Source organism: Achromobacter animicus (genome assembly GCF_902859585.1).
In the GTDB taxonomy this organism is placed as follows: Bacteria; Pseudomonadota; Gammaproteobacteria; order Burkholderiales; family Burkholderiaceae_B; genus Achromobacter; species Achromobacter animicus.
The window spans coordinates 233999-250289 of sequence record NZ_CADIJM010000004.1 but is presented as its reverse complement, the minus strand read 5'-3'; the positions used below and the strand labels follow the sequence as shown (position 1 = coordinate 250289).

Annotated in this window: 4 protein-coding genes and 1 pseudogene; 4 read left to right on the top strand and 1 reads right to left on the bottom strand. The window is 62.4% G+C overall.

Annotated elements, in window-relative coordinates; translation table 11 throughout:
- Positions 1-20: 20 nt before the first annotated feature.
- The 4 genes from HV681_RS13525 (at position 21) to HV681_RS13510 (ending at position 15450) form a co-directional block, all read left to right on the top strand.
- Positions 21-10391, top strand: a complete 10371-nt coding sequence (locus HV681_RS13525; protein ID WP_175123552.1) for a hemagglutinin repeat-containing protein — start codon at positions 21-23, stop codon at positions 10389-10391.
- Positions 10392-10839: 448 nt separating this feature from the next.
- The gene (locus HV681_RS13520; RefSeq protein ID WP_175123551.1) at positions 10840-11559 is read left to right on the top strand and encodes a hypothetical protein; all 720 of its coding nucleotides are present in this window, start codon (positions 10840-10842) and stop codon (positions 11557-11559) included.
- A gap of 25 nt (positions 11560-11584) precedes the next feature.
- A complete protein-coding gene (locus tag HV681_RS13515) occupies positions 11585-11791 on the top strand; it encodes a hypothetical protein (RefSeq protein WP_175123550.1) in 207 nt (68 codons plus the stop codon).
- Complete coding sequence (locus HV681_RS13510) at positions 11788-15450, top strand: hemagglutinin repeat-containing protein (protein WP_217467849.1); 3663 nt, start codon at positions 11788-11790, stop codon at positions 15448-15450. The genes HV681_RS13515 and HV681_RS13510 overlap by 4 nt, the downstream gene beginning before the upstream one ends.
- 582 nt (positions 15451-16032) lie before the next feature.
- Here the strand turns inward: HV681_RS13510 and HV681_RS13505 are convergent.
- Positions 16033-16274, bottom strand: a pseudogene (locus HV681_RS13505) (DDE-type integrase/transposase/recombinase); the annotation flags it as partial.
- Positions 16275-16291: the final 17 nt, after the last annotated feature.

The window sequence follows — 16291 nt, the reverse complement described above, 5'->3', positions numbered from 1 at the left end:
CTGTTCCCCGTCAGGTACGCATGATGTCCAAGCTTCGTTCGTTGATCGTCTGGTCCATCGTCTTCACGCAAGTCTGGATGCCCGTGCTTGCGCAGACGCTGCCGATTTCGGTGGACAAGCGCGTGCCCGGGCAGAAGCCGATCGTTGGCGTCAGCAACGGCGTGCCCGTTGTGAACATCGCGCCGCCGTCCGCCGGCGGGGTCTCCAACAACCGCTACACGCAATTCAACGTGGGACCGTCGGGCGTGGTGCTGAACAACAGTGGCGGCGCCAGCCAGACGCAATTGGCCGGCCAGGTGGCCGGCAACGTCATGCTGGGCAACAAGCGCGCCACCACCATCCTGAACCAGGTCACCGCGCCCAACCCGTCGCAACTGATGGGCACGCTGGAAGTCGCCGGCAACCGCGCCAACGTCATCGTCGCCAACCCGGCAGGCATCACCTGCGACGGCTGCGGCTTCCTGAACGCGGACCGCGCCACGCTGACCACGGGCCGCCCGCACGTCGGCCCTGACGGCAACATCGCGCTGGACGTTGCCGGTGGCAAGCTGCGCGTCGAAGGCGAGGGGCTGAACGGCACCGCCGCCAGCCAGGTCGACCTCATCGCCCGCACGCTGGAGATCAACGCCGGCGTGTGGGCCGACCGGCTCAACGCCACGGCGGGCGCGGCGCGCGTGGATTATGCGACGGGTAACGCGACGGCCCGCGCGGGCGAAGGCCCGGCGCCCGTCGTGGCGCTGGACACCGCGGCGCTCGGCGGCATGTACGCCAACAGCATCCGGTTGATCGGCACCGAAGCCGGCGTCGGCGTGAACGTGGGCGGCGACCTGATCGCGCTGACCGGCGACCTGGAGGTCAGCGCATCCGGCGACGTCCGCATTGCACCCAGCGCCGCCATGCAGGCGGGACGTGATCTGCGGCTGGCGTCGGGGCGCGATGTGGCGGTCGACGGCGCGGTGCAGGCCGCGGGCAACGTGGCGCTGGTGGGTGGGCGTGATGTTGGGATCACCGGCGTGGTGGGCGCGGGCGGCTCGGTTGATGTGAATGCGGCGGGCGATGTGAAGGTGGCCGCGCAAGGGGCGTTGCAGACTCAAGGTGCGCTGCGTGTCGCGGCGGGGCAGGATTTGGCGCTGGGCGGGTCGCTGGTGATCGGTGGGGAGGATGTCCGGGTTGAATCCGGGCGCGATCTGCGGATCGGGGGGGATACGCCGCCTGCGGGTGAGTCTGGTTCGGAAGGCGTGGGCAATTCGGGCGGCGCTGGTTCGGGCGGTTCGATTGGCGGTGGCTCGAATTCGGGCGGTTCGAATTCAGGCGGTTCGAATTCGGACGGTTCCAATGCCGGCGCTGGCAACAGCGCGGGTGCGGAAGGCGGCACTTCTAACGCCGCCAGCGGCGCGGCGCAGGCCGGCACGGACGCCAGCGGTCTGGTCACGGCCAAAGGCGCCATTGCATTGAAGGCCGGACGTGACGTCGTGCTGCCCGGACAGCTCACCGCAGTCGGCGCACTGCATGCGCGGGCTGCCGGTGATCTGACCGCAGGTGCGACCGCGCAACTGCAATCGGGCGGACCCGCCCAGATCCGAGCCGGCGCGGATCTCAGTCTTGGCGGCCTGGTTGGCGCGCGCGGCGACATCACGCTGATGGCGGGGCGCGACGCGAGCATGACGGGCAAGGGATCGTCCACCGGCAGCGTCGCCCTCGACGCCACGCGCAACCTGCGCATCGACGCGCCCACGCAGTGGGACGCCGAAGGCGCGGTGGTGGTGAAGGCAGGCGGGGCTCTGGCGCAGGCCGGCACGCTTCGCGCCAACGGCGACACCACGCTCACGGCAGGCGAAACATTGGCGGTCGACGGCACGGTCTCGGCCGCGTCCGGCAACATGAATATCTCGGCAGGAGGCGACGTCTCCATCGGTTCGAAAGCCCAGGTGGCGGCGGCCGGTAACGTTGCCCTAAACGCCGGCGGCGATCTGCAAAGCGCGGGCGAAGTCACCTCCCTGAAAGACCTGTCGCTGCAGGGCGCGCGCAACGTCCAGCTCGACGGCGCAACGCTTGCCACCGGCAATCTGCGGCTGCAGGCGGGCAAGACCCTGACGGCCTCGTCCGCATCGCGCATTCAAGCGGACGGCTCGGCCACAATCGCGGCTGGCGAGGCGTCGCTCGCGGGCGCATTGATCGCAGGGCATTCCGCGCAGCTCAACACACAAGGCATTCTGCGCGTGGACGGCACGGTGCTGGCCGACGCCGGCACGTTGAAAGCCGTCAGCGGCGGCGACATGATGCTCGGCAAGGACAGCGTCCTGCAGTCCGCGCAGCAATTGACTGGTCAGGCTGGCGGCAAGCTGATCGCAAACGGCACCATCTCTGGTGAAACCGACATCCGGCTCTCCGCTGGAATCGACGCCCAACTGAACGGCATGACGGTCGCCAACGGCACGCTTCGCGCCGACGCGGGCGGTGATCTGACGGTGGGCCAGGACGGACTCGCGCAGGGCAGCGCGAATCTGCATCTGGGCGCGGGCCAGGACCTGCGCGTCGCAGGCACGGCCGGTACCGCGCAATCGGCGGCAGGTGCAGGCATCTCGCGATCGGCGACAGGCTTCGGCAGCGCGCACTCGGCGGTGGGCGCAGGCGCGCAATCGGCGACAGGTGCAGGTACCGCGCAATCGGCGGCAGGCGTCGGCACTGCCCAATCGGCGGCGGGCCCAGGCGGTGTGCTGCGGGCCGAGGCGGGCCGCGATCTCTTCGTGACCGGCCTCGTCACAGCGGGCACGCCCGCGAGCCTCTCAGCCGCGCGGAATGTCGGCATTGACGGCACGGTCGCGGCGCTTGTGGGCGACCTGACGGCCGGCGCGGGCGGACAATTGCGAGTCGGCGCCACCGGACGCATGCAAGCCGCACAGAACCTGACTGCGGCATCCGGCGGCGACCTGGCGTCCGACGGCGCCATCGTCGCGGGCGGCGGCCTGACACTCGCGGCCATCGGTGATGCCCGTTTTGGCGGCACCGCCGCCGCACTCGGCGAGGCGGGCACGGGCAACCTGCTGCTCACCGGCCGCGACGTGTCCGTCGAGCAAGGCGGCCAGGTGCAGGCCGCAGGCACGTTCACCGCACAAGCCCAACGCGACCTCGCCGCTGCCGGCGCACTGGCGTCGGTCGGCGACATGATGCTGGCCGCCGCGCGCGATGCACGCGTGGACGGCACGGCCGCCAGCGACGCGAACCTCACGCTCACCGGCCGCAACGTCGCCGTCGGCGCAGCAGGCTTGACGCAGGCCGCCGGCGCGCTCACGTCCACCGCGCAAGGCACGTTGATTGCCGCCGGCAGCATGCTGGCCGGCATCGCACAGACGCTCACTGCCGGTGATGGCATGACCATCAACGGCACCGTCGCCGCATTGCAGGGCGACCTGGCGTTCATCACGCTGCGCGGCGACCTCCTGATGGGCGCCGCGTCGACCCAACAGGCCGGCGCGGCATTGACCGCCTCCGCAGGCGGCGCTCTGAAAGCAATCGGTTCCGCTGCCGCCGGCCAAGGGATGACGCTGCGCGCTGGCACCGATGCCACGCTCGGCGGCATCGCCGCCTCCCAGGCCGGCAATGTCACCGTCGACGCCAAGGGTGCGTTGACCACAACGGCCGATGGCCGCATCCAATCCGCTGCCAATATCGACTTGCAATCCGGTGGTCTGCTGCACAACGCAGGCGTCATTTCCGCGGTCGGCGTCGCCAATCTGGTGTCAGACACCGGTCTGAACAACACCGGCTCCGTGCTTGCGGGCGGCGACGTCAACGCCACGTCGCTTGGCGCGCTGACTAACAGCGGCCGCTTAATCGCCGGCGTCGGCGATGATGGCACGCTCAGCCTGCCCGGCAGCGCCAAACTCACCGCAGCCTTCATCACCCACCCCGGCATCAGCGCGGCCGGCAAGAACATGACGCTGACGGCAGGCGGCATGGACCTGTCCGACGGCAACCTGTCGTCCATCGGCAAGCTCGCGCTGACATCGCCGGGAGACATCGCCACGCTCGCGCTTACCTCGCCCGGAGACATCACCACGCGCAACGCAGTGCTGCACGGCGGCAGCCTCGACATCGACGCCGTCAACCTGCGCAACCAAGGCGGCAAGCTGATGTCCGCGGGCGACGCCACGCTGAAACTGGGCGGTGAACTTGACAACACCAACGGCCTGATCGCCGCCGCGGGCGACACCCGCATCGACGCCGCGCGCATCGGCAATGCCGGCGGCACGCTGGCGGGCTTGGACTTGACGCTGGTCGCGGCCGGCGCCGTCATCAATCAAGGCGGCCTGATCCAGGCCGACGACACCCTGTCCCTGAGCGCAGTCAGCCTGGACAACCGCGCCACGCTGACTGAAGCCGGGTCGCCGCTTAAAGGCGTGCTCGCCAAAACGGCCACCATCGTGGCCGGCGGCATCAACAACCTGGCCGGCTCCATCAGCACTAACCAGGATCTGACCCTCGACAGTGAAGACCTCGACAACACCGGCGGCGAAATCGCGGCCGGGCGCTATGCGACGGTCAAAGCGGCGGTGCTGAAGAACGCTCAGGGCAAGGTGCTGGCGGGCGAACGACTCACTGTCACGATCCAGGCGCTGCAAGGCCTGGGCCTGCTGCAATCCACGCAGGATCTCGCGTTCACCTACACCGGTTCGCTCAACCAGACCGGCGACATCGCCGCGGGCCGCGACCTGACGCTGTCGGTGGGCGGCAACATGGACAACAGCGCCACCGTCAGCGCCGGCCGCGACCTGTCCATCACGGCCGAATCGCTCAACAACGAGGCCGGCGGCGAACTGCTGGCCGGACGCAACAACGCCATCGACGTCACGAGCGGCCTGACCAACTCGGGCCTCATCGATGGTGACGCCACCCACATCAACGCAGGCCGCGTCGACAACTTCGGCCGCATCTACGGCAACACCATCGCCATCCGCGCGGGAGAACTGGTCAATGGATCGGGCCCCGGCGGCGGTGCGGTGGTTGCGTCGCGTGGTGATCTGGATATTGGCGTCGGGTCGCTCGTGAACCAAGAGCACGGCCTGATCTACGCCGGCGCAGATCTGCGCATCGGCGGCGCGCTGGATGCGATGGGCAAGGCGGACGGGCAGGCTGGGTCGCTCGTCAATGCGGGGGCGACGATCGAGGCGGCGGGGAGCGCGGTGATTTCCACGGTGTCGCTGCAGAACATCAATACGAACTACGCGAGCGAAGAGGTGCTGGTTCAGCAGGTTCCCAAACTGTACGTGACGCCGGCGGGCTCGACCGACATGTACGACATGGCAACCAACTGGTTCTGCGATCAAGTGACGCCCGCTTGCGGAAAAGCGCCGGCGTGGCTGGATGACGATCCGGAACGCAGGTTCCTGTTGCCTTCGACAAAGTACCCGCCATCCCAATATGGTCCTCCGTTCGACTATGCGCCCGCGTACCGGGGGAAAGCAGGAGTGGACGCGCCTATTGCGCCGGCGCGTGCCGCCGATCTGCGTGAATGTCTCATGGGCGGGTTCGCCTCCGAAGACTGCGTGGGGACCACACGTTACGAGGCAGGCGATCGAATCTGGTCTGTTTTTGGCGTGCCCCCACCCGAGGGACATATCCCTCCAATGATCGAGGTCTGCCGAGGCGCCCTGTGCGAGATGGTGTCTCCGCCGGAGCGTGACGCCGCTATTGCGCGAGACGAGGGCAGGCATGACCTGCTGGACGCTCGCATCCGGGAGTTCAACGCAGACTTCAATAGCCGTTTGGTCGGCACCTTCACCTACTACGAAGTCGAAGAGACCATCACCGAGACCCGCACCGTATCTTCCGATCCCGGCAAGATCCTCTCCGGCGGCGCGATGACGCTTGTTGGTACCGTCACCAACGATAAGAGCCAGATCGCGTCGGGCGGCACGCTGTCGGTCAGCGGCCCTGCCATCGACAATATCGGTGCCAGCGGCCAGCGTGTGATCACACGCATCGGCACGGCAACTGTCACTCAGGCTCGAGACAGCGACCGCAAGGAATACTCCGAGCCGTACAACCGCACCCTGACCGCCGAATCCATCGAGCTGCCCGTGGGGACCTCCGGCGGAAACTTGTCGGTCTCCCTCAGCGGCGCGGCGCCCGGCCCCAACGGCGCCACCGCAACCGGCCCGGTCCTGATCGCCAGCCTCGGTCTGCCCAGCGGCAACGTCGTGCGCACCGTTTCCAACCCGGCCACGATCCCCGACAGTCAACTGTTCGCCGTCATCGGCACGCCCGACGCACCGTACGTCGTGGCCACCGACCCGCGCTTCATCGGCAACCGCGAGTCCGTCTCCAGCGATTACCTGTTTGGTCTTCTCCAGCAACCCGGCGCGCCCGTCGGAAACGCCGGTGCATCCGGCGCCATCAATACCGGTTTGGGCAATACCCCCGGCGGCCTAAACGCCCTGATCCCCGCAGGCGCCAAATTCCTGACACCGTCCGGACAGCCGCGCCGCCTGGGCGACGGCTTCTACGAACAAAAGCTCGTCGCCGACCAAATCCTGGCCACTACCGGCCAGCGCTTCCTGAAAGGCTTTGGCGACAACGACAGCCAGTACAAGCAACTGCTCACCAACGGCGCGCAGTTCGCACTGAACAACGGCATCAAACTCGGCGCCACACTGACCGAAGCGCAACAACGCCAACTCACCACTGATCTCGTCTGGCTCGTCGAACAGACCGTCACGCTGCCCGACGGCACCACCGAGACCGTGCTGGTCCCGCAGGTCTACCTGCTGGTGCGCGAAGGCGACCTGCAGGGCGACGGCACCCTCATGGCCGGCCGCGACGTCAAACTCGCCGCCGACGGCGACATCACCAACAGCGGCACCATCGGGGCTCGCGACGCCACCGTCATGACCGCGGCCAACATCGTCAACCAGACTGGCGGTCTGATCCAGGGCGCCATCGTAGACCTCGCCGCGCGCGAAGACCTGATCAATCTGGTCTCGCTCATCAAGGGCGACAACGTTGCGTTGTCAGCCGGCCGCGACATCGCGCTGACGTCCACGTCGGCGTCCGAAAACAACGGCGCCACCTCGGGTTCCTACGTCTCGGGCGTAGCCCGCGTGGACGCCGGCAACCTCAGCCTGCAAGCAGGGCGCGATATCAACCTGACGGCGGCGCAGGTCACCGCGACCGAAGACGCGCGCCTGCAGGCAGGCCGCGACATCAACTTGGCCACGCTGCAGGAAAGCCACGGCGAATCGCTGGTCCGCAACAAGAAGAATCGCCACGACCTGAGCACCAGCTCGGAAGTCGGTTCTTCCATCGCGGCGGACGGAAACCTTACGCTGATTGCAGGGCAGGACGTCAATGCCCGCGCCGCGGATGTCACGGCAGGCGAACAGCTTGCACTCGGCGCCGGCCGGGATATCAACCTGACGGCGGGCGTGCAGACTGGCTCGGCGTATGACGAGACCCATTACAAGACCAAAGGGTTCATGTCGTCGAAGACGACGCATACCAAGACGGCCAGCGATTTTGAACTCGCTCAGGGTTCCAACTTCATGGGCGACACAGTTGCGTTGATGGCGGGACGGGACCTGACCGTCCAAGGCTCCAACGTCGTAGGAGATAACGATGTTCTGCTAGCGGCCAATCGGGACGTCACAATCGTGGCCGCCTCGGAGTCATACAAAGACTACCAATACGAAAAGGTCACCAAATCGGGCCTTGGCGGTGGTGGCGGCTTCAACATCGGATACAGCAAGCAAGCCAGAACTGATTGGATGAAGGGCGAGAGCGGCGGTTTCTCCGCCAGTACGGTAGGCAGCGTTGGCGGAAACGTCACCATCGACGCGGGACGTGACGTCGGCGTGTTCGCCAGCAACGTGCTGGCGCAGGACGGCGATATTTCGATTGCTGGCCGCAATGTGGCCATTGTTGCGGGCGTAGGTGAAGCTCGCCAGCACGAGTATCACGAGTTCAAGCAATCGGGGATCACCATCGGCGTGGCGGGCGGCGTGATCGGTGCAGCACAACAGATCCATGGAACGCTTCAACAGGCTGGAGAAGCGAAGAGCGGACGTCTCGCGGCGGTCAAGGTCGGGCAGGCCGCGTACCAGGCGGTGCAGGCCAACCGAATGATGGACGCGGCGAAGGGCGAAAAGGCCACGACCGCACAGAAGGAAGCTGCCAGCGCACAGATCCAGATCAGCGTGGGCTCCAGTAAATCCGTTAGTGAGACCAAACGCACGCAAGACACCGCGTTTGGGTCGTCCATCATGGCCGGCGGCAATGTCTCCATAGTTGCCTTGGGCGAGAAGGATGTCGCGGGTTCCGGCAATCTGTCGATCGTTGGAAGCGATGTCACCGGCAAGAACGTCCTGCTGGCCGCGACCAACGACCTGCACCTTCTCAGCCAGGCGCAGACCTCGACCGAAACCTCAACCAACAAGAACAGTGGGTGGAAAGTCGGCATCGGCATCGGCGTGTCCGATAGCGGCAGCGGTGGTGGCATCAACATCTTTGCCAGCGGCTACGCAGGCAAGGGCAACGCCAAAGGTAATGGCACGACCTATCAAGAGTCCCAGATCAGCGCGCGCGACAATCTGACGCTGATCTCAGGTGGAGACACGGTGCTGATGGGCGCCCAGGCACGCGCGGACAGCATCCGCGCGGACATCGGCCGCAACCTGACCATTGCGAGCCAGCAGGACACCGACCGCTACAACGCCAAGCAAAGCCAGGTCAACGCGGGCAGCAGCTTCAGCTTCGGCTCAATGACCGGCAGCGCATACATCGGCGCCAGCATCGGCAAGACCAAGTCCAATTACGACAGCGTAATCGAGCAGTCAGGCCTGTATGCGGGCAGCGGCGGCTTCGATATCTACGTCGGCAAGCACACGCAATTGGACGGCGCGGTAATCGCCAGCAACGCGGAGGCAGCCAAGAACAAGCTGTCCACGGAAACCTTCGGCTTCACCAACTTGGAGAACCAGGCCGCATACAAGTCCGCGACCGTCGGCGTGAATTTGGGCATGTCAGGGGCGTTCGACATTGCCAACAAGGGTGGCGCAAACGGCTTTGGACCGTCGGGCTTGAGCTTTGCCCAAACGAGCGGCAGCGATTCGGGCACCACCTACGCCGCGGTCGCCCCGGGCCTGGTCGAAGTGCGTTCGGATAAGGACACTGGCCGCGATAGCGCGGCCGGCCTAAGCCGCGACACAGCGGGCGCGAACGGTAGCATCGGACAGATCTTCGACAAGGACAAGGTCCGCGAGCAACTGGAGTTCCAGCAGGCGTTTGGCCAGTTGGGGATGCAGATTGCGGGGGATGTGCTGAAGGATCTGAGGCGCAAGGATGAGGAACTCTGGGGCGAAGACAAGCCCGGTGCCATAGCACTGCACGCGGCGATTGCGGGTATCGGAGCAGCGTTAGGCGGAGGAAACGTCGCCGGTGCAATTGCGGGCACTGTTGCAGGCGATTTAGCCACGAACGTAGTGCGTGACCAGGTCGAACTCGCAGTTGCGGGCTTGTCGGGGGAAGCGCGAGACCAAGCCACGAAGATAATATTGAACGTAATTGCTAGTGCCGCCGGCGGGGCCGTTGGCGGGATTGGAGGGGCTGGAGGGGCGGCTGTCGCGAATATGTATAACCGGCAATTGCATCCGGACGAAAGAGAACTGGCGAAAAAAATCGCGGCGGAGGTTCGAGCTAGGGGATGGGATATTTCCGTGGAATATATAGAAGACCAAATGCGCCAGATGAGCGTTATACGAGGCAGAACTGAGAGTCCAGGAATTCCCGATGTTCAGATTGGAGGAGTTGTGCAGACAGACTCGGGATCGAGTTGGTTCAGTGAAGCGGGATCGGCTGTGTACGTGCAGAATACAACCAAGCCGGACTATGGGATTCAGAGTCTCATTCTAGAGATTACCAATAATAGTTCGGTTCCGAATCTCATCCACTATCTGCCATCACCAGCAATGCGCGAGCCATTTTTCAGTTTTGGTTACACGCCCGTTGACGCTAGTTTGAATGGGAGTTGCGCTACTGCAGAATGTGCGGCGGGTATGGCTCCCAATAGGACGCATCTAGGTCATATTTATCAAGCCAATAAGGCGGCGGATGCCGCAGCCGTCATATCTACAATTTCTGGTGATGTCGCAGCGTGGTCCACGATGGCTGGTAATCCTATCGCCGCAGGTGCGGCAACCGCGATAGGCGGAGGCAGTAGCATATTCGAGCAATTGGTGCGGCCAAATTGGAGGAAGGCCGCAGGAGATTCGATAGTTGATATGTCAACCAGCATCGCGTCTGACAGATATCCAATCTTTAGTCCGCTCTTCACTGAGCTTGGCAAACTCGTGAAAGAAAGTGGTGTGTTGATAAATACGGCAAAGGGTGGAAAGTGAAATTGAAATTTATAAGGGATGGAAATCTTACTCGTCCTGTTCGAGGGTTGCTTTCTATTTTTGGAATAGCGATGTGTGCTATTGGCTTGTGGTCGGACATTTATTTGTTCGCTTTCGTTGGAATGGTGGTCGGTGCGGTTGGAATGTATGCCTCTAAAGCGGCGGCCGTGGGGATAAAGCCTTTCGGGCGTGAGCGGTGAGGGCTAAATAGTATGATTTATTCATCCAAGGGTGCGTGGATGGCCTCGCAGTTCTTAACGCTCGTTAATCCAGGCCCAATCCAGTATGGCCGGAAATAGACTGTGTTTAAGTGATTGCCGAAGGTGCGAGGGCGTTTTTTGGTCTGAGTTTTCATACTCTTGAAGGCTGACAGTGATCAACTGCTTTTCAGAAACGATCTAATAGAAATACAGTGAAAATTTTGTGGTGCGTTTAGTCAGGTGATTTGATGGAATTAGATCTTTGCACTATGGATGATGGGAATGCAATGATTGGTACATCGAAGACCTTTGCAGTAGTTGCTCTATTCGCTCTTTCTGGTTGCTCATTCATCGTGGGTTCGCCTCCTGCAGCTCTAACCTCGAATCCGGCGCCGGAAGAGGAAATCAGCCCAGTGTTGATTTATACATCTGACTGCGATTTCAAAAAAAAAATCGATGGGGTCGGCATACTCGGGGCGAGAACAGCCTATCCAGCTGCTTATGCAGGCGAGGCGGTATGCACAGTGTTGAACAACGAGCTTCCAAGCGCAATGGATGCCGCGGGAATCGTGGCGACGATTAGGACCCGCAAGTCGGACCCGAAAACAGCCAGGCCGAGCACACTGAAAGAAGACGCTGCGACCATCGGTGCAAAGTATGTTGTGGCCGTTGGGGAACCCTACGGATTTGCCGGATATCAACAGTACCCGCCCAGCGTTGGCGTCAACATTCGACTGTACGACGCAGAGTCCGGGGGGTATCGGGGCGTTGCCGAAGACACATACCCGATATCGCTGCGCGAATTTTCCAATCGAGGTCCTTCCAAGGCAGCGCAGAACATTGCAGCAAGCATTGCGAACAAGTTGGCGCGAACCATGCTGAAGCGGTGTACTGAAAAGTACCCGTATCAGTGCGAGAAGTTTGGGGAGATGCGTTTTGCAGAGCCCAGGGATGCGTATGGTAAGTAATGCGAGATTCTAGTGCCGTTTGGCCGTGAAGAATGCCTACAACGCGGTGGCGAAAGACCCATCCAAAGGCGGCGGCGTCAATATCAACATCAACGATGGCGTCAGCAGTTCCAGCCAGACCAGCCGTGGCCAAAGCAGCACCGTCAGCGGTGCCGCCGTCTCTGCCGGCCGCCCGCCGACGGCGACATCACCAACAGCGGCACCATCGGGGCTCGCGACGCCACCGTCATGACTGCCGCCAACATCGTCAACCAGGCCGGCGGTCTAATCCAGGGCGCCATCGTCGACCTCGCAGCGCGCGAAGACCTGACCAATCTGGTATCGCTCATCAAGGGCAACAACGTTGCGTTGTCGGCCGGCCGCGACGTCGCGCTGACCTCCACGTCCGCGTCCGAGAACAACGGCGCCACCTGGGGTTCCTACGTCTCGGGCGTGTCCCGCGTGGACGCCGGCAACCTCAGCCTGCAAGCCGGCCGCGACATCAACCTGACGGCGGCGCAGGTCACCGCGACCGAAGACGCGCGCCTGCAGGCAGGCCGCGACATCAACTTGACCACGCTGCAGGAAAGCCACGGCGAATCGCTGGTCCGCAACAAGAAGAACCGGCACGACCTGAGCACCAGCTCGGAAGTCGGTTCATCCATCGCGGCAGACGGCAACCTCACGCTGATCGCAGGGGAGGACGTCAATGCCCGCGCCGCGGATGTCACGGCGGGCGATCAGCTGGCTGTCGGCGCCGGCCGGGATATCAACTTGATGGCGGGCGTGCAGACCGGCTCGGCGTACGACGAGACCCATTACAAGACCACAGGGTTCATGTCGTCGAAGACGACGCACACCAAGACAGCCCGCGACTGGGAGCAATCCCTGGCCACCACCTTCACTGGCGACACCGCCGTGCTGATGGCAGGCCGCGACTTGAACGTATCGGGCTCGAATGTCGGCGCGCAGAAAGATCTGGTGATGTCCGCCGAGCGCGACGTCAACATCCTGCCCGGCCAGAACGCCCAGGACGGCTACGACTACAAGATGGTCAAGAAATCCGGCTTTGGCGCCATGGGCGGGTTCAGCTTTGGCACCAGCAAACAGACGGACTCGCTCGACAGCAAGAAGGTCTTCCACAATGTCAGCACCGTGGGCAGCGTCGAAGGTGATGTCCTGATCAATGCCGGCAACGCGCTGAACATCACCGGCAGCAACGTCATCGCCCGCCAAGGCGACATCACGCTGATCGGCAAGGAAGTCAACATCGGCGCCGCGCTGGACACTACCCAGGAGCGCGAATTCCATGAGATCAAGCAGACGGGGCTGACGCTCACGGCGAGCAACCCTGTCGTCAGCTCCGTGCAAACGGGGGTGCGCATGGCCGATGCGGCGAGCAAGTCAGATAACGCCGTCATGCAGGGCCTGGCGGGAGTCACCACAGGATTAGCGGCAGTCAATGCCTACGACGCGGTGCAAGCGTCATCCAAGGCAGCCGCTGCGGCCGAAGCAGCCAAGCCGGGCTCCTCCAACGAAATCGACAAGCTCGGCGGCGTCAGCATCAAGCTCAGCCTGGGTAGCAGCAAGAGCAGCAGCACGACCGATCGCAACGCATCAAATGCTTTCGGGTCGACCGTCGCCGCAGGCAAGGACCTGACCATCGTTGCGCAAGGCGCGGGCAAGGACTCGGACATCACCGTCACGGGTTCGACGCTGTCGGTCGGCAACAACGCGGTGCTCAAAGCCGAAGGTGACATCGTGCTGGAGGCTGCGCGCAACGCCTTCGAGCAAAAGACCACCAGCAAGAGCAGCAGCGCCAGCATCGGTATCGGCTACTCCACTGGCGGCCAGCAAAACGGGTGGACGCTCGAACTGGGTGCGTCCGTGGGTCGAGGCAACGCCAACGGTAAGGACGAAAGCTGGACCAACACCAACGTCACTGCGGGCAATGTCCTGGCGATCCAGTCCGGCGGCGACACCACGCTTAAAGGCGCTTCGGGCAAAGCCGACCAGATCATCGCATCGGTCGGCGGCAATCTGTTGCTGGAGAGCTTGCAGGACAGCAGCGAATACGACTCCAAGAACAAAAGCGCGGGCTTCGGCCTGACGCTGTGCATCCCTCCGTACTGCGCGGGCTCGAGCAGTGTCTCGGCCAACGCCAGCACCGGCAAGATGAACAGCAACTTCAAGACCGTGACGGAGCAGACGGGTTTGTGGGCAGGCGACGGCGGCTTCCTGATCGACGTCAAGAACAACACCACGCTCATCGGCAGCGTCATCGCCAGCAGCGACAAGGCGGTCGCCGACGGTCTCAACAAACTTACGACTGGGACGCTGGTCACTGAAGATCTAAAGAACACGGCGCGCTACAGCGGCAGCCAGGTGTCGATCGGAGGCGGGTTCGGGTTTGGCGGCGCTAAAGCGGGCGATTCAGGCCTGGGCACAACCAAGGGCGGCGAGGTCGCCGGCGGCGCGAGTAAAGATGCGGGGACGTCCATTTCCACGGGCAGTAGCGGCTTTGGAATGGGTACACCGATCGTGGTCGCAGCCAGCGGCAACAGCAGTTCAACGACGCAAAGCGGCATCAGCGGCGGCACGATCGTTATTCGTGATGAGGCGGGGCAGTTAGCGCTGACCGGCAAGACGGCTGCGGAGGCGATTGCTTCATTGAACCGGGATACGTCGGATACGTTGAATGCGCTTAAGCCGATCTTTGATAAGGAGAAGATCGAAGCGGGGTTTGAGATTGCGTCGGAAGCCCAGCGGCAGGCAGGGCAGTTCTTGACGAATCGGGCGAAGGAAATTGACGCGCTGAAGGCGAGGGCAAAGGACCAGACGCTGTCACAGGCTGAACGGGATCAGGCTGCTGTGGCGGCGGACAAGCTTAATGGAGAGTGGGGGCCGTCTGGTACCTATCGCCGCATTTTGGGCGCGATCTCCGCGGAGGCAAGCGGTAACGTGACAGGTGGCGGTGCTGGCTTCGTGCAAGCGGCAGCTGTGAATTATCTCCAGAGTTTGGGCGTGTCGCAGGTGAAGAAGCTCGCCGATTCCATGGGCTCTGGGGCAGACTCGGATGCGGCGCGCGCCCTTCTGCATGGGGTTGTGGCGTGCGCGGGAGCCTCGGCAAGCAGCGGAAATTGTGCCGCTGGTGCCATGGGGGCTGCGGCAAGTTCAGTGCTGGCCAAACTGATAAGCGTGGCTTCGGGAGATGAACTGTCGTCGGAGGAACGAGAAGCACGGGGAAACTTGATTGCCAGTATTGTGGCTGGTATGTCCGAAGCAATTTCTGTGGACACCTCCACGAGCACTATTGCTGCGGTGACTGAGTTGACGAATAACGCTCTAACTCTGTCCCAGATTAAGCAATTTGAAGCAGAAGCGACTGCCTGCGAAGCGATCGGCAATTGTGATCAGGTACAGCAAAAGTTTCGCGAGCTAAGTATAGAGACTCGGGAAGTCATGATAGCTGTATGTGCCGACGATCCAAACGCCTGCAGGGAACGTTTTGGCGAGTTTGTTGAGCAGTCTGCCGAGTACCGAAAGCAGTTAGACAGGTTGCTCGGCATGGATCTTCCAGATGCTCTCAAAGATGACTTGGGCGTTTATTTCATACAGAACGCCGAAGCGGCTAGCGTCGTTATTCACACTGAAATTGCCGTTGATCTGCAAAACCGATATGGTGTGAGTCCGGAGGTGGCCGAAAGGGCTATCCTGGTGGGTAGTGCGGTTGCTGGCGCGATAAAGGGTGCAAAAGCGTCAGGTGGTGCAGTAAAGCTAACGTTTGACGAGGGTACCCCGGACTTGGACAACGCCAGCTGGCCTAGATTATGGACAAGGGTCGGTTCAAGGAAACAGAGTTTTGCATGTTTTAGAGCATGCGAAGCCGAACCCAGCCAAGACAACGCATAGCGTCTTTAGTATGGATAGAAGAGAAATATTAAGAGTTGTCGATGAGGCATGGCTTAAGAAAGGTAGTCCCGTCGTCGGTGATCCGGGTGCATATGTTGTCCCGATGGGCCGACCCATCGGCACTTTGGGGGAAACGAATATTAAAATTATTGTTCGGCCTGGGACCAATCAAGTGATTACCGCCTATCCTGTTAAGTAGAAGGATTTATATGTTGTGTCCTAGGTGTGAGCAGGGAGATATTGTCAAGGCCAGGATCATAGCTGGCGATACTTGCTTGTTCGTGTGTCAAGAGTGTGAGGCATCATGGTTTTTATACGAAGATATCGGAGTCAAGGACTTTGTCGATTTTGGGACCTATATGGAGAGTTTAGGGCTGCAACCACTATGGAGTGAGATCAAAATCATTCCGGAGTAGGTGCAAGAGGGACTGGTGCAGGCGAGTGAATCGCTACGGTTTTCGCGCACGCCGTTTGGTCAAAGTGGAATAGCCTCGTCGGCCGGTTTGCCGAGTCGGTTGTAATGGTTTGCCGCAGCGTCAGCAGGGGAAATCTAGCCGTCCGATAAGTGCAGGCGCTCGGTATAGCATAGCGGATGCTGACGTATCGCGATCCCCTATCGCAGTCGTGGATCAGAGATGCCATGCTGTCGGGCATATAGCCCCTGCTCCAGCGCATCGAACACGAAGTTTTTCGTCATGGATTTGCTTACTCGCCAGCCGAGGTGTGCCGAGCGTAAACGTCGATGACGAAGGCCACGTACAGCCAACCCTTCATGTTGAGACGTAGGTGAAGACCGAGGCCCACAACTGAGTCGGCTGTTCGGCTGGAACTGCCTGTTGGG

Coding starts and splice junctions, on each gene's coding strand:
- HV681_RS13525 (WP_175123552.1), top strand. CDS start 21: ATGATGTCCAAGCTTCGTTCGTTGATCGTCTGGTCCATCGTCTTCACG.
- HV681_RS13520 (WP_175123551.1), top strand. CDS start 10,840: ATGGAATTAGATCTTTGCACTATGGATGATGGGAATGCAATGATTGGT.
- HV681_RS13510 (WP_217467849.1), top strand. CDS start 11,788: ATGACTGCCGCCAACATCGTCAACCAGGCCGGCGGTCTAATCCAGGGC.